The 24542-nt window shown below is 44.4% G+C and carries 27 protein-coding genes and 1 other RNA gene; 19 read left to right on the forward strand and 9 right to left on the reverse strand.

Going from position 1 to position 24542, the window contains the following annotated elements; all coding sequences use genetic code 11:
• The first annotated feature begins 197 nt into the window (after positions 1-197).
• The 3 genes from QUB39_RS10690 (at position 198) to QUB39_RS10700 (ending at position 2804) form a co-directional block, all read left to right on the forward strand.
• A complete protein-coding gene (locus QUB39_RS10690; RefSeq protein WP_333208466.1) occupies positions 198-1763 on the forward strand; it encodes a methyl-accepting chemotaxis protein in 1566 nt (521 codons plus the stop codon).
• A gap of 52 nt (positions 1764-1815) precedes the next feature.
• Positions 1816-1941 (forward strand): hypothetical protein, encoded by a 126-nt coding sequence (locus QUB39_RS10695; protein ID WP_333208465.1) that lies wholly within the window; start codon positions 1816-1818, stop codon positions 1939-1941.
• A gap of 575 nt (positions 1942-2516) precedes the next feature.
• Positions 2517-2804 carry an RNA-binding protein gene (locus tag QUB39_RS10700; protein ID WP_333056152.1) on the forward strand — a complete coding sequence of 96 codons (288 nt, stop codon included), beginning with the start codon at positions 2517-2519 and terminating at the stop codon, positions 2802-2804.
• On the opposite strand, the gene QUB39_RS10705 is transcribed toward QUB39_RS10700, so the two are convergent.
• From QUB39_RS10705 to QUB39_RS10715, 3 genes are all read right to left on the reverse strand, one after another.
• Complete coding sequence (locus tag QUB39_RS10705) at positions 2801-2956, reverse strand: hypothetical protein (RefSeq protein ID WP_333056151.1); 156 nt, start codon at positions 2954-2956, stop codon at positions 2801-2803. The two genes, QUB39_RS10700 and QUB39_RS10705, sit on opposite strands and share 4 nt — an antisense overlap.
• 117 nt (positions 2957-3073) lie before the next feature.
• Positions 3074-3520 (reverse strand): hypothetical protein, encoded by a 447-nt coding sequence (locus QUB39_RS10710; protein WP_333056150.1) that lies wholly within the window; start codon positions 3518-3520, stop codon positions 3074-3076.
• Between the two features lie 470 nt (positions 3521-3990).
• On the reverse strand, positions 3991-6477 hold the full coding sequence (locus QUB39_RS10715) for a putative PEP-binding protein (protein WP_333208464.1): 2487 nt from the start codon (positions 6475-6477) through the stop codon (positions 3991-3993).
• Positions 6478-6549: 72 nt separating this feature from the next.
• Between QUB39_RS10715 and QUB39_RS10720 the strand changes: the two genes are divergently transcribed.
• Positions 6550-7236, forward strand: a complete 687-nt coding sequence (locus QUB39_RS10720; RefSeq protein WP_333056147.1) for a ComF family protein — start codon at positions 6550-6552, stop codon at positions 7234-7236.
• Positions 7237-7503: 267 nt separating this feature from the next.
• Here the strand turns inward: QUB39_RS10720 and QUB39_RS10725 are convergent, their stop codons facing one another.
• Positions 7504-8058, reverse strand: a complete 555-nt coding sequence (locus QUB39_RS10725; RefSeq protein WP_333056146.1) for a 2'-5' RNA ligase family protein — start codon at positions 8056-8058, stop codon at positions 7504-7506.
• 127 nt (positions 8059-8185) lie between these two features.
• Between QUB39_RS10725 and QUB39_RS10730 the strand changes: the two genes are divergently transcribed.
• From QUB39_RS10730 to QUB39_RS10785, 12 genes are all read left to right on the forward strand, one after another.
• The gene (locus tag QUB39_RS10730; protein ID WP_333056144.1) at positions 8186-8452 is read left to right on the forward strand and encodes a YciI family protein; all 267 of its coding nucleotides are present in this window, start codon (positions 8186-8188) and stop codon (positions 8450-8452) included.
• A gap of 23 nt (positions 8453-8475) precedes the next feature.
• Positions 8476-8572, forward strand: an RNA gene (gene ffs / locus QUB39_RS10735) — signal recognition particle sRNA small type.
• Positions 8573-8595: 23 nt separating this feature from the next.
• On the forward strand, positions 8596-8976 hold the full coding sequence (locus QUB39_RS10740; RefSeq protein WP_333056143.1) for a phasin-related domain-containing protein: 381 nt from the start codon (positions 8596-8598) through the stop codon (positions 8974-8976).
• A 198-nt stretch (positions 8977-9174) separates the two neighbouring features.
• Entirely contained in the window at positions 9175-9621 is a 447-nt protein-coding gene (locus tag QUB39_RS10745; protein WP_333208463.1) for a hypothetical protein, read from the forward strand.
• A gap of 34 nt (positions 9622-9655) precedes the next feature.
• On the forward strand, positions 9656-10231 hold the full coding sequence (locus QUB39_RS10750; RefSeq protein ID WP_333056141.1) for a Uma2 family endonuclease: 576 nt from the start codon (positions 9656-9658) through the stop codon (positions 10229-10231).
• Positions 10232-10321: 90 nt separating this feature from the next.
• Complete coding sequence (locus tag QUB39_RS10755; protein WP_333056140.1) at positions 10322-11668, forward strand: DNA phosphorothioation system restriction enzyme; 1347 nt, start codon at positions 10322-10324, stop codon at positions 11666-11668.
• Positions 11669-11871: 203 nt separating this feature from the next.
• Positions 11872-12147 (forward strand): hypothetical protein, encoded by a 276-nt coding sequence (locus tag QUB39_RS10760; RefSeq protein ID WP_190660639.1) that lies wholly within the window; start codon positions 11872-11874, stop codon positions 12145-12147.
• Positions 12144-14210, forward strand: a complete 2067-nt coding sequence (locus tag QUB39_RS10765) for an AAA family ATPase (RefSeq protein ID WP_333208462.1) — start codon at positions 12144-12146, stop codon at positions 14208-14210. Before QUB39_RS10760 ends, QUB39_RS10765 begins: the two co-directional genes overlap by 4 nt.
• A complete protein-coding gene (locus QUB39_RS10770) occupies positions 14200-14856 on the forward strand; it encodes a Uma2 family endonuclease (protein ID WP_333056138.1) in 657 nt (218 codons plus the stop codon). The genes QUB39_RS10765 and QUB39_RS10770 overlap by 11 nt, the downstream gene beginning before the upstream one ends.
• Positions 14857-14868: 12 nt before the next feature.
• Positions 14869-15189 (forward strand): nucleoside triphosphate pyrophosphohydrolase, encoded by a 321-nt coding sequence (locus tag QUB39_RS10775; protein WP_333208461.1) that lies wholly within the window; start codon positions 14869-14871, stop codon positions 15187-15189.
• A 67-nt stretch (positions 15190-15256) separates the two neighbouring features.
• Positions 15257-15727 (forward strand): DNA phosphorothioation-associated protein 4, encoded by a 471-nt coding sequence (locus QUB39_RS10780; protein WP_172193123.1) that lies wholly within the window; start codon positions 15257-15259, stop codon positions 15725-15727.
• A 10-nt stretch (positions 15728-15737) separates the two neighbouring features.
• Entirely contained in the window at positions 15738-16796 is a 1059-nt protein-coding gene (locus tag QUB39_RS10785; RefSeq protein ID WP_333056135.1) for an endonuclease/exonuclease/phosphatase family protein, read from the forward strand.
• Between the two features lie 12 nt (positions 16797-16808).
• On the opposite strand, the gene QUB39_RS10790 is transcribed toward QUB39_RS10785, so the two are convergent.
• The 4 genes from QUB39_RS10790 to QUB39_RS10805 all read right to left on the reverse strand — a co-directional run bounded on the left by QUB39_RS10790 (position 16809) and on the right by QUB39_RS10805 (position 19516).
• Positions 16809-17201, reverse strand: a complete 393-nt coding sequence (locus QUB39_RS10790; protein ID WP_333208460.1) for a type II toxin-antitoxin system VapC family toxin — start codon at positions 17199-17201, stop codon at positions 16809-16811.
• Complete coding sequence (locus tag QUB39_RS10795) at positions 17202-17453, reverse strand: DUF2281 domain-containing protein (protein WP_333056133.1); 252 nt, start codon at positions 17451-17453, stop codon at positions 17202-17204.
• Between the two features lie 97 nt (positions 17454-17550).
• The gene (locus tag QUB39_RS10800; RefSeq protein ID WP_333208459.1) at positions 17551-19143 is read right to left on the reverse strand and encodes a DGQHR domain-containing protein; all 1593 of its coding nucleotides are present in this window, start codon (positions 19141-19143) and stop codon (positions 17551-17553) included.
• 151 nt (positions 19144-19294) lie between these two features.
• On the reverse strand, positions 19295-19516 hold the full coding sequence (locus QUB39_RS10805; RefSeq protein ID WP_333208458.1) for a hypothetical protein: 222 nt from the start codon (positions 19514-19516) through the stop codon (positions 19295-19297).
• 186 nt (positions 19517-19702) lie between these two features.
• Between QUB39_RS10805 and dndB the strand changes: the two genes are divergently transcribed.
• On the forward strand, positions 19703-20824 hold the full coding sequence (gene dndB, locus QUB39_RS10810; RefSeq protein ID WP_333208457.1) for a DNA sulfur modification protein DndB: 1122 nt from the start codon (positions 19703-19705) through the stop codon (positions 20822-20824).
• A gap of 68 nt (positions 20825-20892) precedes the next feature.
• Here the strand turns inward: dndB and QUB39_RS10815 are convergent, their stop codons facing one another.
• Entirely contained in the window at positions 20893-21570 is a 678-nt protein-coding gene (locus tag QUB39_RS10815; protein WP_333278660.1) for a hypothetical protein, read from the reverse strand.
• 153 nt (positions 21571-21723) lie between these two features.
• Here QUB39_RS10815 and QUB39_RS10820 point away from each other — a divergent pair, with 153 nt between their 5' ends.
• Together QUB39_RS10820 and dndC are read left to right on the forward strand one after the other, a co-directional pair.
• Entirely contained in the window at positions 21724-22692 is a 969-nt protein-coding gene (locus tag QUB39_RS10820; RefSeq protein ID WP_333208456.1) for an HNH endonuclease, read from the forward strand.
• 22 nt (positions 22693-22714) lie between these two features.
• Complete coding sequence (gene dndC / locus QUB39_RS10825; RefSeq protein ID WP_333208455.1) at positions 22715-24433, forward strand: DNA phosphorothioation system sulfurtransferase DndC; 1719 nt, start codon at positions 22715-22717, stop codon at positions 24431-24433.
• The last annotated feature ends 109 nt before the right edge of the window (positions 24434-24542 follow it).

Raw genomic sequence — 24542 nt, forward strand, 5'->3', positions numbered from 1 at the left:
ACCCTACTATCGTCTTTTAAATGCCGAACAGCTTACTCATCAATTCATTACTACTTTTTTTAACAGGTAAAACCTCAAATGTAAACTTTTAATAGGTAATTCATCTACCTGATAGAAGCTATAATATACAAGATATGTCCATAATTGCAGCGAGGATAACTGTAGTAGAAGTAAGCAGAAATAGTATGTTGAGAAAAATGAATTTACAAACCAGACTAATCAGTGCCTTTCTGACGATGGGACTTTTAGTATTTTTAGTAGCCTGGGTAGGATGGAGTTCAACATCCAATCTCAGTCAACACATAGAGACTCTCGGTAAAAATAAATTACCGAGTATTGAAGCATTATTGAAAATTAACGAGGGACAAACCCAAATTGAGTCATCCGAAAGAGCGCTAATTCATCCCGCACTCAGTCAAGCAGAAAGGCAAGATGCTTTAAACAGAATGGACAAGGCTTGGCAGCAGATTCAAAATGGCTTTAAAGCATACGAAGTGCTTCCTCGTACCTCAGATGAAGACGCACTATATCAACAAATGCTTAAGTATTGGGAGGAGTGGCAGCAGGAAGCTCAAGAACTCCTGCTAATTAATAAAGAATTTGAAACACTGGGAATTTTCAATCCTTTGGCTTTGCAGATTGAACTACTTAAGCAGGGTAAAAGTAATTCGCCGGAAATGGCAAGAGCAAACACAGCTACTAACCTTTTGAATAAACTTAGTCAGCAAGCTAAGGTGATTCGTGTTAGATTTATCAAATCTGAACAAGCCACTTTAGCAGTAGCTGAATCCAACCGAAAGGAAGCAGACGAAGCTTATAAAAGCGCAGAAAACGATCGTAAAAAAACTCAAATAGCTGTAGTATTGGGCATGACATTGGGGCCGCTAATAGCGATTATTTTAGGCATATCTTTAAGCATAGCGATCGCCAAACCTTTAGATCGAGCGCTCAAAGGTATTATTAATATGATTGTCAGTTCTTCTACCGAGATAGCGGCTACAATTGAGCAACAGGAACGTATTGCTGTACAACAAGCTGCTTCTGTTAATCAAACAACCACCACAATGGATGAATTGGGCGCATCATCGAGGCAATCAGCTATGCAAGCCCAATCAGCCCTTGAAAATGCCAGTAATGTCTTAAATATGGCCGCAGAAGGCAGTAAAGTGGTGCATAAAACCCAGCAGGGAATGTTAAGTTTGACGGAAAAAGTTGGAGCAATTGCCGCTCAAGTTTTAAATTTGAGCCAGCAAACCACTCAGATTGCTAATATTACCAATTTAGTCAGCGATTTGGCTAGTCAAACTAATATGCTGGCGATTAACGCTACAGTGGAAGCAGTACGCACGGGAGAACAAGGAAAGGGGTTTGGGGTGGTGGCGACGGAAATTCGCAGACTGGCAGATCAAAGCAAAAAATCGTCGGATCAGATTAGTGATTTGATAAACGGTATTAAGAATTCCATTAATAAAACAGTGATGGTAACAGATGAGGGCAAGAAAACTTTAGATAATAGCCTGAAATTGACTGAAGGTGCGGCGGATAATTTTAACAATGTTGCTAATGCTATTAACAGTGTTGTTGTCAGCAGTCAGCAAATTTATCTTAATACCAAACAGCAGGCGATCGCTATTGAGCAAGTGGTAGATGCGATGAATGTTCTGAATAAAGGAGCAGCGGAAACAGCCAGCGGTATTACCCAAAGTCGAATTGGCACTCAAACACTTAACAAAGCGGCTTTAAATCTCAAATCCTTAGTTTAATTGAGAAAAGAAAGTAATATCCTAAACTGGGGATGAAGGAGATGGAGAGAAAATGTTCCCAATTCCTCATTTCCACTTGGCAATTCCAAATTTTGCCCAAGGATTGAAGGTGACATCTCCCCGTTTAGGAAAGGGTTGGGGAGATGTGTATAGTAATTCTCAAGTGAATGAGGTATAGATTTGAATTTTAGATTAAAGAATGGCAGAAGTGGGGAATTGGTAATTAATTGGCAAGTACCTCACGAAAGTTGACAACCGCTATATCAACGCTCGTGGCCCAGAGCAACCTAATATATTATACCTTGTTAGTCGCTATGTTTCCGAAGATGCTTGGTGATTCGTCGCCCACCAATCAGCGATTAGATTAAAATCAAGTATTGTTCAGGGGTGGGATTCCTCGTCGCCCCAAAACTCATATCCTCACTCATTCGCAGGGCGAGTGAGGATATGAGTTTTGATTAAGCTAACTATTGCAGCCAGTACCAAGGGTTGGTCAATCGATTTTAGATTTTAGATTTTAGATTTTAGAATTGAAGCATTGACTTGCGCGAGATAAATACGTTCGGCAAGTTTCTCGGATACAGGTTTTTTATTTATCCACGCATAAATCAGGGGGCTTGTATCCTGGATGCTTTCGGTGAGTGCGGCAAACCCTTTTAGTTAGAGTCGATCGCCCAGTTGTATGCTAGATAGCACTTGACAGTTAAATTAACAGGTTATTATGTATAGCACAACAAGTTCAGTTCGATCGACATGACTATCTACATTGGAAATCTGTCTTACCGCGCCACCGAAGAAGACCTGAAAGCAGTATTTGCAGAATACGGCACAGTCAAGCGAGTTGTCTTGCCTACCGACAGGGAAACCGGTCGGATGCGCGGTTTTGCATTTGTTGAGATGATGGAGGATGCCCAAGAAGACGCTGCAATTGCCGAATTAGACGGTGCAGAGTGGATGGGCCGCCCCTTGCGAGTGAACAAAGCTAAACCGAAAGAAGAGGGAAATCGAGGCGCAGGTATCAATAGAAACGACGGATATTAGTCGGCGGTGCGGCGGTTGACATCCTCTCGGAACCCACCTGATGCACCAGTGCGCCAGTAGGGCGGAATTGCAAGCAGCAGTTGATTTTGGGGATGAAATGTCAAATCCGCTGCACAAAAATATCGATTCTTTGTGGGCTGCACTTGATTCATAACTTTTTGAGCAAGACAGAATTTAGGCACGCTAGTCTAGAAACCCGATTTCTTGGGCGATACCGGGCTGCTAAAAGCAAAATTTGTCAGGAGAAACCGGGTTGATGAGCGTTAATCTTAAAAAGAGTAAACTCGCCCTTTTTCATCAATATAAACTGACCGGTCTTGCCTAGTGCGGCCGTCTGCTCTGGTGATGCGAATCGTCAAAATGTTTGTCTGCGAGTCAACGTTATAGTCGTATTTCAAAGTTGTGGTTGCTGTTGTGGCATTAATCGGAATATTGGCAATGTCGCCGGTACGATTGCTGATGCGAACACTGATGTTTCTGCTGGCTCCGACGGGCAAGGATGACAAGCGGCCACCTGATTCACCGTATTCTAGGTTCAATCCCGTTTCATTTAACAGTCTGAGGGTAATGTTGCGAGTATTGTCAACCTGCGCTTGAGGTTGCCAGAATCCGGGTTTTGTCCCGCCGTCAGTTGCAGGTTGAGATAATGCTGGATGGGGATGCAGAAAGCCGAGAGCGGCAAGTATTGCTGCGGTTGCAATAATTTTTGATTTCACTGTTTGTACCTCCGGGTCATTCGATTTTAGATTTTAGATTTTAGATTTTGGATTGACTTGCGCGAGATAAATGCGGGGGCTTGAGGATTTTCGATTTTCGATTTGGGATTGATTCCACGGATAAATCACGTGGCGGGTACCACCTTTGAAATTCGTGGTCAAGAATTGGTTATATTTCTATCCTAGCTTTAAAATCCGATGTTAGTGGAAGGAAGAGGGAATAAGGAAGAGGGAAGAGGGAAGAGGGAAGAAGCAATAAAAGGAATAAAAGCCAGGGTTTGAGAAATTAAGAATTTCCTAACCGTCGGGCGCGGTTGCTATATCTACTCAGAAACCGGGCTTCTGTAGTTGTTAATAGTCCTGGACGCACGGGTTGTCTAGAAAGCCGATGGCTGAGCGGGTGGCTGCTTGCCAAAGCTATGATTTAGAGTAGAAACCGGATTTCTGAGGTAAAGTGGGTGCGGGAGTGGTTAATTGTTAATTATCGATCGAGCGGCTTCTAGCAGCAGGCGCTGTTCGGCGCGGACGATCGCCCTGCTAGTTTGTTCTGCTGCATCGACATTGACCGAAATAGACGAAATTCCCCACCGCACGAAGGATTCAACTGTATCGGGATACAATGCGGGAGCGTCGCCACAGATCGAGCAAGGAATGCCGGCGGCCCTGGCTTGTTTGATTAATTGTTCGATCGCCCTCATCACTGCTCGCTCGCGCCCGTTAAATGCACCTGCTACCTGGTCGGAGTTGCGGTGAATGCCTAACAGAAATTGGGTTAAATCGTTGGTGCCGATGGAAATTCCTTGAACCCCGGCTTTTACGTAATCTGGTAATAAAAATAACACCGAAGGAACTTCCGCCATAATCCACAGTTGAAATTCGGGCGAGCGGTTTTTCCAAACAGTTTCTAAGCGCTGGCGGCAGTAGATAAACTCCTCAACCGATCGCACGAAAGGCAAAATTAAATTAACATTTGTATGACCTGACTCGCAGACTTTTTGAAGTACGCAGAGTTCCCAATCAAATAATTCCGGTTCAAAGGTATAACTGAAACTGCCGTGGTCGCCTGACTCGCGTAAATCGAGAGATCGATAAAATATTGGCTGCGGGGAAACGGCAGCAGCAAATAAGCTGAGGCAATCCGCCATGCGATCGACAAATTCCGATTGGCGGCCGTCTTGTAGCCAAACTTTGGGGTTTTGACAGTCCAAAGCTTCTAATGCCATTAATTCCGATCGCAGCAATCCGATGCCGTCTATTGGCAGATTTTTGAGGCGGTCAATCGAACTTGTTTGGCTGACATTAACTAGCAGTTGAGTTGCCGTTGGTGGGCCCCAAACATATTGAGTAGACTCAGATTGTCGAGATTTAGGATCGGAATTGGACGATCGATCGGAGGTAGAAGATTGGTGCTTGGCTATTGACATTTTGGCTGCTGTACTGTATATATCTGCCTTTTTTGCTGTGTCCAGAAGTCGGCGGCTGTCTGCTATCTCGATGGCATCGGGTTGGGCGAGGGCAAAAACTTCTCCGGTATCGCCGTCTACCAAAACCGAATCGCCCGAGGCGATCGCCCGCGTGGCCCCGGTCACTCCCACAACGGCGGGAATCCCCAATTCTCTTGCTAAAATGGCGCCGTGGCCTGTCATACCTCCTTGTTCGGCAACCACCCCAGCAGCAACCTTCAGCCAAGGTAGCCAATTCGGCTCGATTGTCCGGGCTACTAAAATGCCTCCGGCTAGGAATTCCGCGTTTTCTGGGTGGGAATTAGTCATAACTTGGGCAATTGCTTCGGCTTTTCCTGATGCTGCTGCCACACCTCTGAGTATGGCAGGAGTTCGGGCTCTTGCGATCGAGTTTGGCTGCCGGAGGTATCTCGGATTTTCCTCTACCGGCGCGACTTTTTCCGCTTTGACAAGACGAACTTGAGTGAAATAAAACTGCAGTTCGCCGCTGTTTTCTGTCTGGTTTAGCGTCCACTCCAAAATTAAATCTGAGTCAAATTCGGCGATCGCTTTTTTACTCAATTCAATGATTTCTTGCAGTTGCGATTCCTCTAAAACGTATTGTGTTTGTGCTTCTTCTCCCAGCGCTAAAACTTGCACGCAACAGTCAGCAAAATCAGAAAGTATAAAGGGAGAATCGGGAATTGGGAAAGCAGCAAACTTGCCCAGTAGCAGTTTTTTTTTCGGTTCACTATCGCCGACTTTGAGATTGTAGGCTAATGTTTTGTAACCGATCCGCTGGAATTTAACCGCGCTTGTTTCCGGCTGCACTTGATAGTAATCGGGGATGGTTTCTCCCCTAGCCAGGGACAATCCCAAACCGCTGGTGGCTTGGATTTCCCACTGTGCGCCCGCCTTTGTTTTCACCTCGCCCGCGGCGATGGCTTCTTGAAGTGGCTGCACCAAAACTGCGGGATTGATTTGCTGTACCCGCAGCCCGCACCGCTGCCAGTAAAATAGACTTCGGGCTCTGAACATTTCTGCCCAAGCTCGTTTGAGTCCGGCCCCAATGGCTTCGGGTTCTGCCCGTACTGCCTGAGATTCCAAAATGCCTACTGTTTTCGGGTTCCAGGAAGTCAGGGAAGGGCGAAAAATTAAGGCTGTGGAGTTTAAGTTTGACTGTGAGTTGAGTTGAGAAACAGCAGACTCTAGGGTGGAGAGCAGTGAATCGGGCAGTTTGCCGGTGAGGATTTGGTGGCGGATGCTGCGGGCGATCGATTGCAGTTGTCTGGGTTCATCGACATTCAAGTGCAGGGAAGAGTGTGGCCAGTCAGCAAACAGCGGTTCTAGGCAGTCGATCGACTCTAAAAACTGCCAGAATGTAGTAGCCGGCACGACAAAACCCGGTACAACGGGATGATTTTTCTGGAGCAAACAGCTCAAGTAAAATGCTTTTTCTCCCACTGCATCTCTGTCTGAAGGTTGAATTTTGTCTAACCAGTAGAGGTTTTTCACGCTGCGAGCCTGTCCGTGGAAACAGATTGAATTTGATAGTTTTTCCCATTAATCACTTACGACAATTTTAGGATGAACAAGCGACAATGGACGGGATTAGTCAAATCTTTTCTCAATCTATTTCTTAAGTCTAACTGTCCTCTTTGTCAGCGACCGGCCGCCGGAGAGTTTTGTCCCTACTGTGACAAGCAGCTTCAGCAATGTCAATTAAGCGATCCGGGTCGATTTTGGCATTCACAGCAGCGTGTTTTTGTGTGGGGTGAGTATGGCGGGGCTCTCAAACGGGCGATCGCAGCTTTGAAATATGACGGCAATCCGCAATTAGCCAAACCTCTCGGCGGCTGGCTGGCGGAAGCTTGGCTGAGTTTTCCCGAATTAGCTATAGACAATTTAACTGTTGTACCGATTCCCCTGCACAAAGAAAAGCTCAAGCAGCGCGGTTTTAACCAGGCGGAACTTTTGGCTGAAAGTTTTTGCGATCTGACTGGTTTGCCTTTGCAGCGGCACGGTTTGGAACGGGTGAAAAATACTCAGGCTTTATTCGCTCTGACGCCGCAGCAGCGCCAAGCGGAAATGAAAAATGCTTTAGGTTTGGGGAAAGATTTCCGTCGTCGCCTCCCGCGCGATCGAGTGCTGTTAGTTGATGATATTTACACTAGCGGTACTACGGTTAAGTCGGCAATTAAAATTTTGGAACAATCGGGAATTTCGGTTTATGGAACTGTGGCACTTGCAACTCCGAATAAGATTAATAGGTAAGCTGTGACGGCATTTAAATTTCAACAGATTTGTAGTGAGGACTAAAGTCATCAAATTTGTTGACTCACTTGTGACCTCAGAAACCCGATTTCTACGAATAGTTCTCGTTCATCGAGGTAAAAGTCGTATAAACCGGGTTTCTCGCCCCTCGCGAGTCAGCCATGAAACTGTCCGAAGTGTTGATTAATGATGATTTACTAACAAGATTTTTTGGGAAAAAGGAACCGCGAAGACGCTATTGACGCAAAGAAAGAGAAGGGAGAGAGTTTAGGCGGAAAGCGGGAATTGATTGCTGATGTTCCACCGGCTGCCGTCGTGAAGCAGTAAAGTTAACGCCGAAGCGGTAAACTCAAAGTGGAGCGATCGCCCTGCAAATTCCAACCAAGCTGTTTGAAAATTCTCCTTAGTTAAATCGCGAAATGCTACTGTCATGTGCGGTACAAATGGGCGACTTTGAGAAACTCGATCGACAATTCCCAAATTTGCCTCCAAATAACTCATCAAAGATGAGTGAATCTCCAGCAATTCGGGCGATTTGAAAACATCAGCGTAAATGACGCGGGGCGTGAAAGCAGCAAAACCGGATAGAGTAACGGGAATGGGCCGCCGATTTGCAGAAAACTGGTTCAAACTTTCCTCTAATTTGGCAACATCCTCCGCTAACGAGTGAAAAGGAGGTTGCAGCGTGATGTGCGGCGGGGAATTCAAAGCACCGCGGCTGTTGTAATGTTCCGCAAAATATAGTTTAATCTCAGTAATGTGTTGTTCAATATCGGGAGGCGGCACTAGGGCAATAAAAAATCGCTGTTTTGACGGGTTCATGGGATAACATCGCAGTGAGGAAGAAATGGCGGAGTATGGAAAATCGAGTATTTACTCAAGGCTTGTACCAAAAACTCCATTCCCAATCTACAATCCAAAATCCAAAATCTAAAATCTAAAATTTAAAATGCCTTGGTTTGTCAAAATTGAGCAAGGAATTGTCGAAAAGCCTGTCTTTGACCAATACGTGCCAGCTCACAGAGCTTATGTCCGAGAGTTGATTTCTAAAGGACACCGAGCGAAAACTGGCTACTGGGGGCGGCGGGGCGGCGGTATGTTGCTGTTTGAGGCGGGTTCGATGGATGAGGCGAGGGCGATCGTCGCTGAAGACCCGCTGGTGAAGAACGGTTGCGTTATTTATGAAATTTATCACTGGTGTGTGGTTGAAGAATAAATAACTGTGTTATACTCATAAATGAACTGGACCCACGCGATTCCAACGCCCAAATCTTGTCAGGACCGGAAGGTAGCAGCAACACGGGATGCTTGTAATAGGCGTGGTCTCCGGTTCACCCAGTTTTTTGAGGTGTAGCTCCTATGCCTGGTTTCGGAGATATTTTACAGAAAGCAGTTTACCTTGGTGTCGGGCTAGCTTCCTACGCTGGTGAAAAAGCTGGCAGCAAGTTAACTGAATTACGCACTGAAGCCCAAAAGCTGGCAGACGAATTGGTGAAGCGGGGCGAGATGTCCACGGAAGAAGCTCGCCGCTTTGTTGACGATATGGTACAACAGGCTCAGCAGCAGCCTCCCGTAGCCTCGGCTGGGAACGAAAAACCCGCTGAACCTCGGCGGATTGAAATTGTTTCTGAGGAAGAAGATGTCTCGGCAAAAGATGCTAAAGAGACAGGCGGCGTAGACAAGCTCCGCGAACAAGTGCAGAATTTACAAGAGGAATTGCGGCGGCTGAAGCGGGATTAAGCAGGAAAAAGCTCGCTCAGCAAAGCAGGAAGGGAACTCAAGATAATACTCTTGAGTTCCCTTTTTGAATATCTGTCCTGTTAAACTTGACCGGATATCCGGCAATAGGTAATAGAATTGAAAGTAGGTGCGATCGCTTCGCTTGAGGCTGGCTGCACTTGTCTGTAAAATATTTTGTAATAGCCAACTGTCAAATTCATGGAAGATTGGTCTAAAGATTTTTTTGGAGTAATGGAAAATGCTGTTTCTGAAGTAGAGCATTTTTTCAGCGAAATGGGCGAAGAGTTTGTCGAAATGCTGGACGTTTTGGCAAAAATGTCGGAAGACTTTACAGAACAAGTACAAAATAATCTGATTAACGACATTGACGGTTATTTCAATGAATTTGACGGTTTATTTAATGAATTTATCGAACCGATAATTGAAATTTGCCGCGACTTCGACCCGGAGTTTGATGAGATAGATTTGTCGATGGTGACTTATGTAGACCCTTCACCGACGCAGCAGCCGGCTTGTCGCGGTTGTCGCAACTATCACGGTCAAGTTTACGGTGGCAATTTGTTGGTTTGTGCGATGCACCCTACTGGTGTGGAATCGGAGAGTTGTGCTGATTGGGAAACTGACAGCGATATGAATCCTTTTTAAGACGGCAGTTGAGTTGTTGAGGGGTTAATTGTTTATGGTAACGTCAATTCAGTCTCCGTCCAAGATTTCTCTCGAAGAGTTTCTGCTGCTTCCAGAAACTAAGCCTGCTAGCGAGTATGTTGACGGTCAAATTTATCAAAAAGCTATGCCGCAAGGAAAACACAGCACGTTGCAAACACGTTTTGGGAATAGAATTAATCAGGTGGGAGAACCGCAAAAGTTAGCTTTTGCTTTTTCTGAATTGCGCTGCACTTTTGGAGGACGTTCTATTGTTCCAGATATAGCAGTGTTTGAGTGGTCGCGCATTCTTCTCAATGCTGATGGAGAAATAGAAAACAGGTTTAAAATTGTCCCGGATTGGACAATTGAGATTTTATCGCCGGATCAAAATCCAACTCGGGTCATTAATAATATTTTGTTTTGCTTAAATCACAATGCTAAACTGGGTTGGTTGATTGACCCGGAAGAAAAATTAGTTCTGGTTTTTAAACCGCAGCAGCAACCAGAGGCGAAAGAGAATCAGGATATTTTACCTGTGCTCGATGTGCTGTCGGATTTGCAACTGTCGGCCGATGATTTGTTTGCGCTGTTAAGTTTCGATCGCCCGTGAGTTAAAGTTGAGTATAGGGAATTTTGCATCTAACGGCATTTAAAGGTGAATCGCTCAACGGCTAATAATTCGCAATTTGGATTTCCGAAGATGCCGCCATCGCTGCAATTGCGACAGTATCAGCGAGTGGCGGTGGCTAATTGGTTTGCGAATCAGGGACGCGGTACGCTGAAGATGGCGACGGGTAGTGGCAAGACGATTACTGCGCTGGCGATCGCCACTGAATTATACAATAAAATTAACCTGCAAGTCCTGCTCGTAATTTGCCCTTACTGTCACCTGGTGAATCAGTGGGCGCGCGAATCGGAGAAATTTGGTTTAAAACCTATTTTGGCTTTTGATAGCGCCCGTAGTTGGCAGAATAAGCTGGCTGCGGGTTTGTATGAAGTGCGCTCTGGCGATCGGCTATTTCTCACAATCATCACTACCAATGCTACCTTAATGGGAGATAGTTTGCGATCGCAACTGCGCTATTTCCCAGAAAAAACCCTGATTATTGGAGACGAAGTTCACAACTTAGGCGCGCCCCGTTTAGGAGAAAGTTTGCCGCGCAATATTGGACTGCGACTCGCCCTTTCCGCCACCCCAGAAAGGCATTTCGACGAACAAGGAACTGAAGCTATTTTAGATTATTTCGGCCCGGTTTTGCAGCCGGAACTTACCTTAGCCGACGCCATCCGCCAAAAAGCCTTAGTACATTATTTATACTATCCAATTTTAGTAGAATTGACCGAAGCCGAAACCCGCAAATATTCCCGCTTAACTCAAAAGATTGGCTGGGCGCTTTGGGGCGATGAAAAAGTAGAAGAAAACGATGCTTTAACAACTTTATTAATGCAGCGAGCTCGGTTAATTGGGGCTGCGGCTAATAAATTAGTAGCGTTGCGAGAATTAATGATTCACCGTCTCGACACCGCCCACACTTTATTTTACTGTGGCGACGGTGCGATCGAAGGAAGTGCGCGCCGAAATAACAACCGCCAACTAACAGAAACCGCCAAGTTATTGGGTTCCGAATTAGGCTACCGAGTTAATACTTATACTGCGGCAACTCCTTTAGCAGAAAGAGAACGATTGCGCCAGCAATTTGAGAGTGGAGAATTGCAAGGTTTGGTAGCGATTCGGTGTTTGGATGAAGGCGTGGATATTCCTGCAATTCGCAATGCTGTAATTTTAGCAAGCAGCAGCAATCCGCGCCAGTTTATTCAGCGCCGGGGACGGATTTTGCGGCCGCATCCGGGGAAGGAAAGGGCAACTTTATTTGACATGATAGTTTTGCCTCCAGATTTAGGTCGGGAAACCTTAGAAGTCGAGCGCAATTTGCTACGAAAAGAGTTGAAACGGTTCTTGGAATTTGCCGATTTAGCTGACAATGCTGGGGAAGCTAGAGTGAAATTGCTTCAAATTCAGAGGCGTTACGGGCTATTAGACATTTGACATTTATTAAGGTTCGGTTTATGTTTTAGAATAGAGAATTATTCGATCGTAGTTTGAGTTGCTAGTTTAGTTCGCGATCGCACGCATAGTTCAGAAACCCGGTTTCTTTGTAGATTTCTCGTGAGTGTTCGCAAAACTCGTAGAAACCGGGTTTCTCGCCCATGAGCCTAGGCCCTGTATATTTTAATATTTGCAAAAAAAATATGACGGAAAATCTGAATGAAAATCTGATTATGGCATTTAGATATGAAGATAGTGCGATCGCAGCCGTACCGACAAGCATTTTAGCAGAAAAGCGTTCTTCTTATCAAACTCATCAGGAATTCAGCGACGTACAGCAACCAATTACTAGCGCGCCACCGGAAGTTAGACAAATTATTGAGCGGGTATTGGAAATTGAAAAAGATAAACTGTACATGAGAGCTCCTCGCCACATTAACGATGACATTTTAAAAATCATTAAGGAAGCAATTGTATGAAGTTAATCTCAATTACTCTATGCAACTTTCGTCAATTTTACGGCAAAACTCCCGAAATTAAACTAGCTTGGGGCGGGCAAAATATTACAGTAATTCACGGGAATAATGGCGCGGGAAAAACTGCCTTAATGAATGCCTTTACGTGGGTACTTTACGGAAGATTTAGCGCGGCTTTTGCGGCAGAAGAACAATTAGTAAACAAGCGCGCTTTGGCTGAGGCGGAAATGGGAAAAGCCGTAGGTTGTTGGGCGGAAATTGTGTTTGAACATGACAGCACGCGCTACCAAGCAAGACGCATTTGTCGTGCTTATAAAAGTGAAAATACTGTAGAACATGGTAAGGCTGAATTGTTTCTGAATGTAGCAAAAGATAACGGTCTGTGGCTGAAGCCGGATCAGCATCCAGATGATATTATCGGGCGGATTTTGCCGGAAAGTTTACATAAATATTTCTTTTTTGATGGGGAGCGAATCGAGCAAATTGTCCGCTATGACAAGAAGGCAGAAATTGCGGAAGCTACTAAGGAGTTGCTGGGAGTTGAAGTGTTGAATAGATCGCTCCGGCATTTACTAGAAGCAAAAAAATCTCTAGAGACAGATTTAAATATAATTGGGAATGCTGAAACGAAGAAACTTTTAAAAGACAAGCAAAAAATTGAGCAAGAAGCTGAGCAACTTTCGAGCAGACAAGTAGAAATCGAGCAGGAATTGGTCAACCAAGGGGAGTTAAAAAAAGCAGTTAATGGTAACTTATTGGAACTTAGCGGTGCTGCGGATTTACAAAAGTTGCGAGACGAATTGGAAATGCAGAAAAGTTTATTGAAGCAACAAATTGTACAGGCTACAGATGCTCTCAAACGCTCAATCTCTATGCGGGGTTATGGGGTATTTCTGTCAGAGGCTGCGGCTGAATTTAAAGTAATTGTTGAAGGTTTGCGGGAAGGCGGCTCGTTGCTTTCGGGGATTCAGCGGCCGTTTTTGGAAGAGTTATTAGCGCAGCAGCGGTGTATCTGCGGTGCGGAATTAGTGGAGGGTTCTGAGTCTCGCCAACAGGTTAGCGGTTGGATGGATAAGGCGGGTGTTGGCGATGTGGAAGAAACAACTATTCGGATTAGCGATCGGGTAAATGAAATTGATAAACAAGTGGCTGATTTTTGGGAGGAAATTGACCGACACCAAGGCAATATCAGCCGCGACAGAACCGAACTTTCTCGGGTGGAAAATCAGTTAGACGATATTCACAACAAGCTGCGAAATTTTCCTGACGAGGATGTCAGCCGCTTGCAAAAGCGCTTGGATGAAATTGAGGCAAAAATTGGCGATTTGCACCGGGAAACAGGCTCTAATCAGCAGCAGATTGAGAGTTTGAATGTGCAGGTGTCGGCTTTGGACAAGCAAATCGATAAGCAGCAACTGAATGAGCAAAGGCAAGTATTAGCCCAGCGCCGGATTGCTGCGACTCAGGATGCGATCGATCGCCTAACTGAAGTGCGAGATCGCTTAGAAAAACAGTTTTGTTCTCAGTTGGAAAAGCGGGTGCAAGATATTTTTAGTCAAATTTCTTTTACTCCTTATATCCCAAAACTGAGCGATAAATACGAACTGACTCTAGTAGAAAATACCTCTGGTAAAGAATCATTGGTGGCCGCTTCTACGGGAGAAAATCAAATTCTCAGTTTATCGTTTATCGGGGGAATTATTGAGGGCGTGCGGGAGTGGAGTCAAAAGAATACTTTGATGGGCCCGGATAGCAGTACGTTTCCAATTGTGATGGATTCTCCCTTTGGCAGTTTGGACGAGATTTATCGCAAGCAAATCGCGAATAAGCTGCCGAAGTTGGCGAATCAATTGGTAGTTTTGGTAACAAAAACTCAGTGGCGCGGAGAAGTTGCTCAAGAAATGGAAAGTTGCACCGGCAGGGAATACGTGCTGGTGTACAATTCTCCGAAAGCTGATTGTGAAGAAGATGCGATCGAACTTGGCGGGACGCGCTATCCTTTAGTTAGGCGCAGTCCGAATGAATTTGAATATACGGAAATTGTAGAGGTGGATTATGGCTTCTAATTCGGCAATTACGCAGGTTTTGGAAACGGATATTTGGGTGAAGGCGACGTGGGAAGAGTTTCTAAATTTTGCTGAGGATTCAGCATGGGAAAAGGGCAAGTTTTATTACTATCAAGAACACATGAGGGTAGAAATGTCACCAGTAGGGCCATTGCACGGGCGTCAAAATTCAATTATGGCCTGTGTAGTTATTCTGTTTGCAACATTGAGAAATATCCGAGTAGTTCAGTTTACTAACACCAGTTTTCGCAAAGCAGGTATCGGCGAGTTTCAACCTGATTTAGCTTACTACATTGGTTCAGATTTAAGAGTGCCTCCTGATGATAGCAATTCTGCTGTTGATTTAAATCTATACGATCCGCCTAATTTGATAATAGAAATTGGTGCATCTTCTTTTAACGATGATTTAGGCAGTAAGCGGTTGCTTTACGAAAATGCAGGAATTAGTGAATATTGGGTTGAACGTGCAAACACGCGGGAGGTTTTTGCGTTTGCGATTAATGGCGGAGGTAGCGGGAGAATTCAAGAGTCGCGGGTTTTACCGGGGCTGGAAATCCGGTTAGTTGAGGAAGCTTTGAATCGCAGTCAAACGCAAGATGATGGGGAAATTAATCGCTGGTTGATTCAAACTTTTAGTCAAGGTTGAAGGGAGTTTGACGTGAAAAAGCAGTATCATAAGTTGGTGCGCGATCGCATTCCTGAAATTATTCGCCAAAGCGGGAATGAATGCGAGGTTGTAATTTTGTCGGAGGCAGAATACCGTCAAGCTTTGCTGCAGAAATTGATTGAAGAAGCGGGGGAAGCCGCAGAAGCCCAGGAGGAAGATTTGGTGGCGGAATTGGCGGATTTGTATGAGGTGATAGATGCGGTGATGGCGAGTTTTGGCATTTCGGGCGATCGACTTTTGGCGGAACAAATGAAGCGGCGGGAAGCAAGAGGAGGTTTTGCACAAAAAATTATGTTGTTGCGGACATTGTGAATTGGCCCTGCGCCCAGTGTTGGATATTGGCGAGATTTATAATAGTTAGAAACTAGATATTATGGCAATGGCTGCTAACAAAATTAGAATTGCTAAAGATAAAGCCGAGTTAGTCAAATCATTAACTTTATCGGATAACCACACTGGCCCTTTCCAGACTTACGCCGATGTCATCGCCTTCGCCGCATCCTTGGGAAAGCAGCGGAAAAAACGATCGCCTTTGGGGGAAATTTCTAAACGAGAACCAGGGGCGATAGATGTTGATATTTTTGTATCCAGGGGTTACGATATGGCGATTAAGTTAATTGCGATCGCCGAAACCAAAAATCCTCAAATTCTCTCCCATCTCGACGAAAAATTGGAAGCAGAACGCTTGCAAATTTTTGAAGAATATGCTAATGGTGGACTGGAAATATTGCGAGAAGAGTTGCGGGGTGCGGCGGATTATACCGATCGCCTGTTGTTGGTTTTGATTTCTGAAAGAGACAACCAACATCGGTCAAATGAAGAATTCGATTTAAGCAAGTTCTTATTTTAATAGGTGCCCAATGAAGTATGTACTAGCAGAGATCGTAAAGAAAGGGCTTAAGGAATCTGCCAAATTTTTCGCTTACGGCTACTCAGTATTCATGATCTGCTATTTCATTCTCAAACTAATCCTTTGGGATAGAATAGGAGTTATTGCCTTAATTACCACTTTTATTCCCTTAATTTTATTCCCAACTTTCCTGCTTCCCATCATCGGATTGTCAATCATCAAAAAAAGATGGTTCACTATTATTTCGGCGATCGCCTGCATTATCCTAATAAGTTGGCTGCACATTAAATACTTTTCTCCCACACCAATAAACATCACAGATTCGCACCCCAGCATCAAAATTTTATCCCATAACGTCCATTGGTATAAAACTCAGTCGCCAAGTTTAGCTAAACTGATTCAGAATCAAAAACCCGATATTATATTTTTACAAGAAATCGTTAGTAAACATACCGAAAGAGCTTTCACCTGGTTAAAAGCAGACTACCCCTATCAAATTGGCAATCCCCCTGTAGGAATTCTCAGTAAATATCCGATTGTCTCCAGCGAAATACTGCACTTAGCCGGCCATCCAGAAACGCAGCAGCGGGCAATTATTAAATTTAACGAACAAGAAGTAGTGATTTATAATATGCAAGCTACCGGGCCGTGGTTGACCAGAGCTAGAAAATTGCGTTTTTTCAAACTTCCTGTTTACATATATGGCAAACGATCGCCTGAAATTCAAGAATTAGTGCAGCGAGTTGAGCGAGAAACTCTGCCAGTCATCGTCGCGGGCGATTTTAATATGACAGACGAAACTCAAGACTATTACAGGGTAAAGAAAGTCTTGCAAGATTCTTTCCGAAAATCTGGATTTGGGTTTGGTTTTACCTGGCCTCACGGTTGGGAACTTAACTTATTGGTAAAAAGGTTAAATTGGAGATTGAATTATCCCGTTTGCCGGATTGATTATATTTGGTATTCAAAGCATTGGGGCGCTAAATCTAGTTCGGTTTTGGAGGCAACGGAGTCAGATCATTTGCCTGTAGGAGCCGAACTTATTTTGTTAAAGGAAGCCAGATTGTGAGAAGTTTTTTAGTCAATACCAGTCTGCGATTGCGAGTTCCGAAACTCTAGAAAATTCCTTGACATTGTGGGTTACGAGAGTCGCTTGCAGGGCTACGGCTGTCCCTGCAATCAAAACATCGATCGGGCCGATGGGAGTACCTTGTTGCTCCAACTGGGCGCGAATTGTAGCAGCCGCAAGAGCTGCATCGCGATCGAAAGGAATAACGTTAACTCTGCTCAAAAATTGCTGAAGTTGTTGGGTGCGTTTTGCGGGCGAATTGGATTTAGCAATGCCGACTTGCAACTCAAAAAGGACGCTCGTAGAAACGACTATTTCCAGGGGAGAAACATTCGCAAGATTTTGAGCAACTTGTCCTTGACCTTTGAAATAGTAGATCAAGGTGTTGGTATCCAAAACGTACATTTACAGACTCTCCCGCAGGATGTCTTGTCCGGATTCAGCACGAATATCTTCTAGGGATGGAAAATCTTTTGCCCAAGTTCCAGCAAGGGAAAAAACAAGTTCATTCCAAGGAATCAGAGAGTCTACGGTGTCTGTTGGTTGGTTTGCGCTCAGGTGCTTGGCACAAACGAATTCAGCGAAAGTGAGAATTTCGCTGGCTTGGTCTTTGGGAAGGGTTTTGACGATTGCGTAAATCTGTTCAGCGATGGTCATAATGTGGTTCTAGGTAACGTGCAGATTCAATTATACAAAACCAATTTGTTTCCTACTTTATCAGTCTTCGTCGCTGTGGGCTTTGCCCAATAAAAACTTAGCTAAGCACTGGTGGCAATCCTACCTCTTGCGGCTGCACAAATCGGCCGTTAAAACTAACAGCTTTATCCTCAAAAGTCCTCGCTTCCGCTACCGCTTGCCGCAAATGAGCTCGCTCCATATCGTCCTGAATTCCCCCCACCAAATATACAATTAACTTCGTCGCTAAATCCTTTCCAGAAACTAGCATTCGCTTTTTGTTCGGATCGTACAAAATCCCGTACCACGCAGACTCAGGATTCTCCATGTGGCTAAATCCTTCATCGACATCGAATCTGCGGAGTTTGTCGAAAATAGATTTCAGGGAAAGTTTCTTTCTAAATACTAGAATTCCCAAAGCATTAGCTAAAGCAACTTGACCGACTGGACGGAACAAAAGATTTCCTTCGCCCCCTGGCTTTTCAAAACTAAATCGGCGCAATTCAGTCGTTTCTTCGCCGCTTTCAATTCTTTGATAGCTGGGTAAAGTTGCTAAATGATCGAACAATTTTTTAAACTCTTCAATTCCCTCTTTTAGTTCTTCATCTTCGGGACGCATGGGAATTAAACCTTTTCGTTCCGGCTTCCAATGGGGGAATTTGTATTCTAAATACCGTTCGGACATATCTTGCAGCGCTTGCAATGTGGTTAACACAGTTGATTTTGCTGCGACTGTGGCGCTGTCCCAATTGACGCGGGGGTTTCTGTCATCTTGTTCTTTTAATAAGGGATGGGTGACGGCAATTTTGCGGGCGCAAATCGCAAATCCGTTGTCCTCGTTTAATAATGCTAGCTGGCCCTGACTCAGCGTTACGGCCATTAGGTTAACGTGCACAAAGATCGATCGCACGCGCCGTTGTGCTTGCTGTCGCGTTTCCCCCGCTACCGCCGCCGGGATAAACTCAATTCCGATTTTTTCGTGAGCTAATTTATACACTGTTTCGGGGTCGATTTGATACTCTTCTGCTAAATCTTCCAGAGTAATTGCAGCGCCGACAGGTTTTTTATTTTTGTTGTATCTTTGCAGGATTCCGGTTTTAATTAAACTCATTAAACCTTGAACTCCCATCAGCCGATGCTGGCCGTCTAAGGCAAAAATAGAGACTTTTTGAGAGACATTCAAAAGCCCTAAGTTCTCGTTTTTATCAAAGGATGTAAATTCAGTCGCGGATTTGGTTGCTACGCCATTTTTATCCCATTCCTCGGCTAGAGGATTATCTACCCACGGGGGACTGACGACTACTAAAACTGCGGGGAATTTGTGCGATTTTCGGGCTGCTAAATATTGAGTGAGGGTGGCTTGGCGCGACCAATCTAAGGGACGCTGGATTATTTCGTCAATGGTTTCGTCGTCGCGGACGATGTTGTTGGTTTGGAGGTCGAATTTTTGGCGGAAAAGCGGCATCTGGGAGGCGAAACGGACGCGAGAGTCTAACCATTCTAGGGTGACTGAACCGATGTATGCTTCGCTGTTTCCCATCTGGGTTTTTTGGACGAAAATGCGATCGTCCTTTCCTAAATAATTATCTAATAAAAGTGCGATTTCCTGTCTGTCGCTATTTTCTTTTTCTAAAATTTTTATAGCGAGGTCATCCGCTGGGTTGGTTGTCATGGGCGGTTTTTATATAATTAGGTTATTTTTTCAAAAATATCATGGGTTAAATTTTATGTCAACTCTTGTTTTTTAAAAATTTTTGTGAAATACTTAAAACACTAAGTAAATTCAACCTTATATATCATTTAATGTTTTATTTGTCAATAGCTTAGGGGCGATCGGGCTTGATGCAGATGCGTCTGGGTCTCACGCGCCACCGTCTGAGTCCGCCAGGGGTTGAAAACCCGCCACCATCGGGGCCCGCCAGGGGTTGAAACCCCGCCACCATCGGGGCCCGCCAGGGGTTGAAAACCCGCCACCATCGGGGCCCGCCAGGGGTTGAAACCCCGCCACCATCGGGGCCCGCCAGGGGTTGAAACCCCTGTCTCATAGCGAAAGTCCTCTGAAGAGGACTGAATATGAATCAATTTCGAGGTTTATGTTTAGTCGGTTTTAACCGACTTTCGCTATGAGACGGGGGTTTCAACCCCCGGCGGAATATCGGGGAAGCGAGTGAATTGACGATGGCACTTGCCCCTGATTTCTTCATACTTCGCACCTGCAACAACAAAAACATATGTCTACTCCTTCCTTTGAATACATTTTGCCGGTAATTCGGGGAATTCAAGCGGGCCGCGAATATTACGTGTCGATGTGTCCGGTGCGTTTTTTGCCGAAATTGTTTCCCTTTGAATCTGAAGATTTGCCGCCGTCTCTGCGGGCGAAACGCGCGCTTAACAAAGCTAGGATTCCCGAAATTGCTGATTATTTTGTTAAGAATCCTACAAGTTATACTTGTGGGGCTATTGCTGCTTCGATTGATGCGGATATTACTTTTGAAGCAGTGGGAAATGAGGCAGAAGAACGGAAAATCGGTCGCTTGCGAGTGCCGATGGATGCTAAGTTTACTATTAATGACGGACAGCATCGGCGGGCGGCTTTTGAGATGGCTTTGAGGGAAAATCCGCAGTTGGGATATGAGACGGTGGCGCTGATTTTGTTTCTCGATATTGGGTTGGAAAAATCGCAGCAGATGTTTGCTGATTTGAACAATTTTCAAGTTCCTTTGGAGTCGTCGCTAAGTCTACTTTACAACCACCGGGACGATCGCGCTTTTGTGGTGAAGGCGGTTGTTAAGCAGGTTGAGGTTTTCCGGTGTTTGACTGAGATGGAGAGGGGGAGTTTGAACGGGCGATCGCACAAATTGTTTACGCTGAGTGCGATCGATCGTGCTATCATGGCTTTGCTGTCTAATATTGAGGGCAGCGAACAGGCCAAACCCTCTGGTTCTCGCACCAAAAAAGAACAGAAAGAGGAAGAACTTGCTCAAAAAATACAACGGGCGGTTAGTTATTGGAATGCGGTTTGCAGTTTTATTCAAGATTGGCAATTAGTTCTGCACAAGCAAGTTGCGGCGGGGGAAATGCGCCGGGATTGCGTGCACTGTCACAGTGTTGTGCTTGAGAGTTTGGGGGAAGTTGGGGCGGCTTTGCTGTCGGTTTTTCCTGAGAGTTGGGAGGAACGTTTGAGCCTTTTGCAGCAGGTTGATTGGTCGATTTCTAATCCTGATTGGGAGGGTGGGATTTTGTTGAAAGGGGGGATTTCTAAGTCAAGGGCGAGTGTTAGTTGGATGACTAATTATTTGAAGGTGAGGTTGGGTTTGGAAACCGCAAATGCAGCACAGGCGGGAGGCGCGTAGATACAGCACAGGCGGGACGCCCGTGCCACCTTTGTAATTGCAGCGCCAAAAAGCCGCCAAAAACTAGGCTAATTAAAATAGCGTCTGAATGGTTCTGCAAGAATGCCCAAGATTTGGTCTAGCTGAGTAATAAAATATTCAGTCAAATCAATTTTTAACAACTGATTTTCTAAAATTAGAAATTTCCAGTTTGTACCAGTTGAAACTGCTCCATAAATTGCGGATTGTTCTTGCCCTTTGCGCGCATTAAATATTTGAGCTGCTGCCATCTGAGCCGCACACTGTCCCAATCCTATTCTAATATCGTTGTCTTTTGCTTCCACCAATGTCAAGACTGGGGCTGTAACTAATGATTGATTGCTGGATGCGCTGAGGAGAAAGTCACAAGCCCCGGTTAATCCTTTGCTCTCTTCTACGTTAAATGTGTTGCCGGAAAAATAGCCAATTTTGTTGTTAAAAGTGCGCCGTATTTCGAGTAAAATGGGGGTGATGATTAATTCCGATCGAGCTTTTTCCGTGCTGATACTTGAGGCTAAGTCTAAAGCTTCGTCTAGAGTTTGTGTGAGGCGTTCTGAAGGTGCGAGGGGGGTAATTTGGCTGAATAAGTGGGGAATGTCTTCAACGGTTAGATCCAGGGTTGAGACGGCTTGGTCGATGGTTTTGAAGTCGCTGTAGGACATATTTAGTTTGCGGATGGGATGGATTTGAGAACCGCAGATGCACGCGGACAGTGATATAATTATCACCTGTCTAGGCTATAAAATAACTTTTTAGTCTGTTGACACTGCTTAAATTGTCTAGTTTCTGGGTTATGGTTGTGCCTTGCGGTGCTTAACTTTTTGTTGAAAAGAGTGTAAAATTTTATATCGGATTTTATTTAATCATAGCGGGAGGAGAAAATGACTACAGGAGAAAATTCCGAAAATAAAAATCTAGCGTATTATCGACAACGTTTTGCCGCTCTTAATGTCAGTAATACACGCCAACGGGGTCAAGCTAATCATAAGCCAATATTACTATTATCAATCATCGATCTAATTGCTCAAGGAATAATTAGGGAGAATCGAATTTATGTTTCAGACGACTTAATTAAAACCTTTAATAAATATTGGGATATCTTAGGTTCTGAATCTCACAATCGTGGTTTGCACTATCCATTTTGGCATTTGGAAGGCGATGGTTTCTGGCATAAAACATTAAAGTCTGGATTTAATGGTTCAAAGCCTAAGACCACTAACAAGCTAAGAGAAGCTGTAGAATACGGTAGTTGGGATAATGAATTATTCAATTTACTTCAAGACCAAAATTCGAGATCGGAATTAATAGATACACTGATTGCGACATGGTTTTCATTAAATAGGGACGATATTGGAGATATTTTGCAAGTTAATCAAGACTTTGAGAAAGTTACTCAGACAGAAAGAGAACTATCAGACTCAGCAGGAATTGCTGACGGAGAACCAAAATTTTATTTAACAAAATCTGCTGTTAGAAATGCTTTTTTCAGGAAAGCAGTAGTACATACATATGATTACAAGTGTGCATTTTGTCGATTGAAAGTCATCAGGAATCTCACTCAAACTATTGTAGATGGCTCACATATTAAGCCGTTTTCAAAGTTTTATGATAATCAAATTAATAATGGGATATCATTGTGTAAAAATCATCATTGGGCTTTTGACCAGGGTTGGTTTGCTATAGATGATAATTACAGAATTATCGTCGCTGATGACTTAGAAGAGGAATCCCCCAATGCCAGATGTATGAAAGATTTTCATAGTGAAACTATTCTCCTGCCGGCTTCAGACCAAGATTTACCAAGACTTGAATCGCTAGAATGGCATCGGCTGAATGTATTTAGAGCTTAATGAAGTAACTGAGGTTGAAGACATGACAGAAACAATGCAAATACCACTCTTTCCACCCCGTAGTGTAAGTGAGTTAGTGGCAGAAATAGAAAAATTAAGTAAAGAAATTAAAGAGTTATATTGTTTAGATGATATACCTTGGGTTTTAGGATATTCCGGCGGAAAAGACAGCACTAGCGTAGTGCAGCTTATCTGGTATGCGATAGCAGAATTGCCACCTGAAAAAAGAACAAAAAAAATCTATGTAATCACAACAGATACACTTGTAGAAAACCCGATAGTTTCTACTTGGGTACGTCAGTCATTAAAACAGATGAAGTCTGCTGCTATAGAGCAACAGCTACCAATAGAACCTTATATGCTTTATCCAGATGTCAAAGATACTTTCTGGGTAAACTTGATGGGAAAAGGCTACCCAGCACCGAGACATGGATTTCGCTGGTGTACTGAACGCCTGAAAATCCTTCCTTCTAATCGGTTTGTTCGTGATATGGTGAGAATCAATGGAGAAGTAATTCTTATATTGGGTACTCGCAAAGCTGAAAGTATTAAACGCGCTGTTTCAATGGAGAAACATGAAATAGGTCGCATGAGTGACCGTCTAAATAATAATTCTAGTTCCATTAAGTCTTTGCTTTATCAGAGTCCTAGTCTGCCTAATTCCCTAATTTATAGTCCGATTGAAGATTGGCGAACTGATGAAGTCTGGATTTATCTGAATCAGTGGCCTAATCCTTGGGAAAATAGCAACAAAGATTTATTTACCATGTATCGAGGTGCAACAGCAGACAATGAATGTCCTTTAGTTGTCGATACTTCTACCCCTAGCTGCGGCAGTTCTCGCTTTGGCTGCTGGGTTTGCACAATGGTAAGCCAAGATAAATCTATGGAGGCAATGATTCAAAATGATGAGGAAAAAGAATGGATGCAGCCTCTTCTCGATATTCGCAACGAATTAGACATTAAAAACGATCGCGATAAAAGAGACTTCCGCCGCATTTACGGTAGAGTAGAACTGTTTGAACGCAACATGGGCGACGACACAACCTCCGTCGAACCCATCCCAGGGCCCTACACCAAATTCTGGCGAGAACACTGGCTGAGACGAGTCCTGGAAGCACAAACCCAAATCCGCAAAACCGCACCCCTAGAAATGCGCGACATCACCTTAATTACCCCAGAAGAACTTAGCGAAATCCGCCGAATTTGGCTGGAAGAAAAGCATGAATTCGACGACAGTTTACCCCGGATTTACGAAGAAGTCACGGGCGAACCTTTTGAAGATTCCCGTCCCGCCGCCGAAAGAAAACTCCTCGGTAGCGATGAATGGACTGCGATCGAAGAGATTTGCAGCGAGGACAAAATGCACCTCGAATTGATGGCAAAACTCCTTGATACAGAACGCCAATACTACACCAAGCCCCGCCGTACAGGCATTTACGCCGATTTGGACAAATGCTTTGAAACCAGTTCGCGATCGAAGGATGAAGCGATTGGCAACGCCCACTATCAACGCAATTTAAAAAAAGCGGTGGAAGATATTAAAGCAAATCCGACGGAAAACATTCAGCAATTCAAAGATGCGATCGCCCAAACCAACAGTTCCGCCAAAAACGATACCGTTGATATTGCCAAACTTAAAGAAGAACTCGAAAGCAACAGCAATCAAAGCAGACAGCTATCTTGGGCGGATATTAAATTTTCACCGCCCAATTCAGGAGAGGAAAATAGCAAAGATTAGGTCAATAATGTCGATCGGGCGATCGGGCTTTGGGGCGATCGGGCTTTGGGGCGATCGGGCTTTGGGGCGATCGGGCTTTGGGGCGATCGGGCTTTGGGGCGATCGGGCT

It is taken from the genome of Microcoleus sp. AT8-B5 (assembly GCF_036705565.1).
Taxonomy (GTDB): Bacteria; Cyanobacteriota; Cyanobacteriia; order Cyanobacteriales; family Microcoleaceae; genus Microcoleus.

Bases quoted from the DNA above. Each gene is read 5' to 3' on its own strand.
- QUB39_RS10690 (WP_333208466.1), top strand. From the start codon at position 198: ATGAATTTACAAACCAGACTAATCAGTGCCTTTCTGACGATGGGACTT.
- QUB39_RS10695 (WP_333208465.1), top strand. From the start codon at position 1,816: ATGTTCCCAATTCCTCATTTCCACTTGGCAATTCCAAATTTTGCCCAA.
- QUB39_RS10700 (WP_333056152.1), top strand. From the start codon at position 2,517: ATGACTATCTACATTGGAAATCTGTCTTACCGCGCCACCGAAGAAGAC.
- QUB39_RS10705 (WP_333056151.1), bottom strand. From the start codon at position 2,956: ATGAATCAAGTGCAGCCCACAAAGAATCGATATTTTTGTGCAGCGGAT.
- QUB39_RS10720 (WP_333056147.1), top strand. From the start codon at position 6,550: ATGAACAAGCGACAATGGACGGGATTAGTCAAATCTTTTCTCAATCTA.
- QUB39_RS10725 (WP_333056146.1), bottom strand. From the start codon at position 8,058: ATGAACCCGTCAAAACAGCGATTTTTTATTGCCCTAGTGCCGCCTCCC.
- QUB39_RS10730 (WP_333056144.1), top strand. From the start codon at position 8,186: ATGCCTTGGTTTGTCAAAATTGAGCAAGGAATTGTCGAAAAGCCTGTC.
- QUB39_RS10740 (WP_333056143.1), top strand. From the start codon at position 8,596: ATGCCTGGTTTCGGAGATATTTTACAGAAAGCAGTTTACCTTGGTGTC.
- QUB39_RS10745 (WP_333208463.1), top strand. From the start codon at position 9,175: ATGGAAGATTGGTCTAAAGATTTTTTTGGAGTAATGGAAAATGCTGTT.
- QUB39_RS10750 (WP_333056141.1), top strand. From the start codon at position 9,656: ATGGTAACGTCAATTCAGTCTCCGTCCAAGATTTCTCTCGAAGAGTTT.
- QUB39_RS10755 (WP_333056140.1), top strand. From the start codon at position 10,322: ATGCCGCCATCGCTGCAATTGCGACAGTATCAGCGAGTGGCGGTGGCT.
- QUB39_RS10760 (WP_190660639.1), top strand. From the start codon at position 11,872: ATGACGGAAAATCTGAATGAAAATCTGATTATGGCATTTAGATATGAA.
- QUB39_RS10765 (WP_333208462.1), top strand. From the start codon at position 12,144: ATGAAGTTAATCTCAATTACTCTATGCAACTTTCGTCAATTTTACGGC.
- QUB39_RS10770 (WP_333056138.1), top strand. From the start codon at position 14,200: ATGGCTTCTAATTCGGCAATTACGCAGGTTTTGGAAACGGATATTTGG.
- QUB39_RS10780 (WP_172193123.1), top strand. From the start codon at position 15,257: ATGGCTGCTAACAAAATTAGAATTGCTAAAGATAAAGCCGAGTTAGTC.
- QUB39_RS10785 (WP_333056135.1), top strand. From the start codon at position 15,738: ATGAAGTATGTACTAGCAGAGATCGTAAAGAAAGGGCTTAAGGAATCT.
- QUB39_RS10790 (WP_333208460.1), bottom strand. From the start codon at position 17,201: ATGTACGTTTTGGATACCAACACCTTGATCTACTATTTCAAAGGTCAA.
- QUB39_RS10795 (WP_333056133.1), bottom strand. From the start codon at position 17,453: ATGACCATCGCTGAACAGATTTACGCAATCGTCAAAACCCTTCCCAAA.
- QUB39_RS10800 (WP_333208459.1), bottom strand. From the start codon at position 19,143: ATGACAACCAACCCAGCGGATGACCTCGCTATAAAAATTTTAGAAAAA.
- QUB39_RS10805 (WP_333208458.1), bottom strand. From the start codon at position 19,516: ATGAGACAGGGGTTTCAACCCCTGGCGGGCCCCGATGGTGGCGGGGTT.
- dndB (WP_333208457.1), top strand. From the start codon at position 19,703: ATGTCTACTCCTTCCTTTGAATACATTTTGCCGGTAATTCGGGGAATT.
- QUB39_RS10820 (WP_333208456.1), top strand. From the start codon at position 21,724: ATGACTACAGGAGAAAATTCCGAAAATAAAAATCTAGCGTATTATCGA.
- dndC (WP_333208455.1), top strand. From the start codon at position 22,715: ATGACAGAAACAATGCAAATACCACTCTTTCCACCCCGTAGTGTAAGT.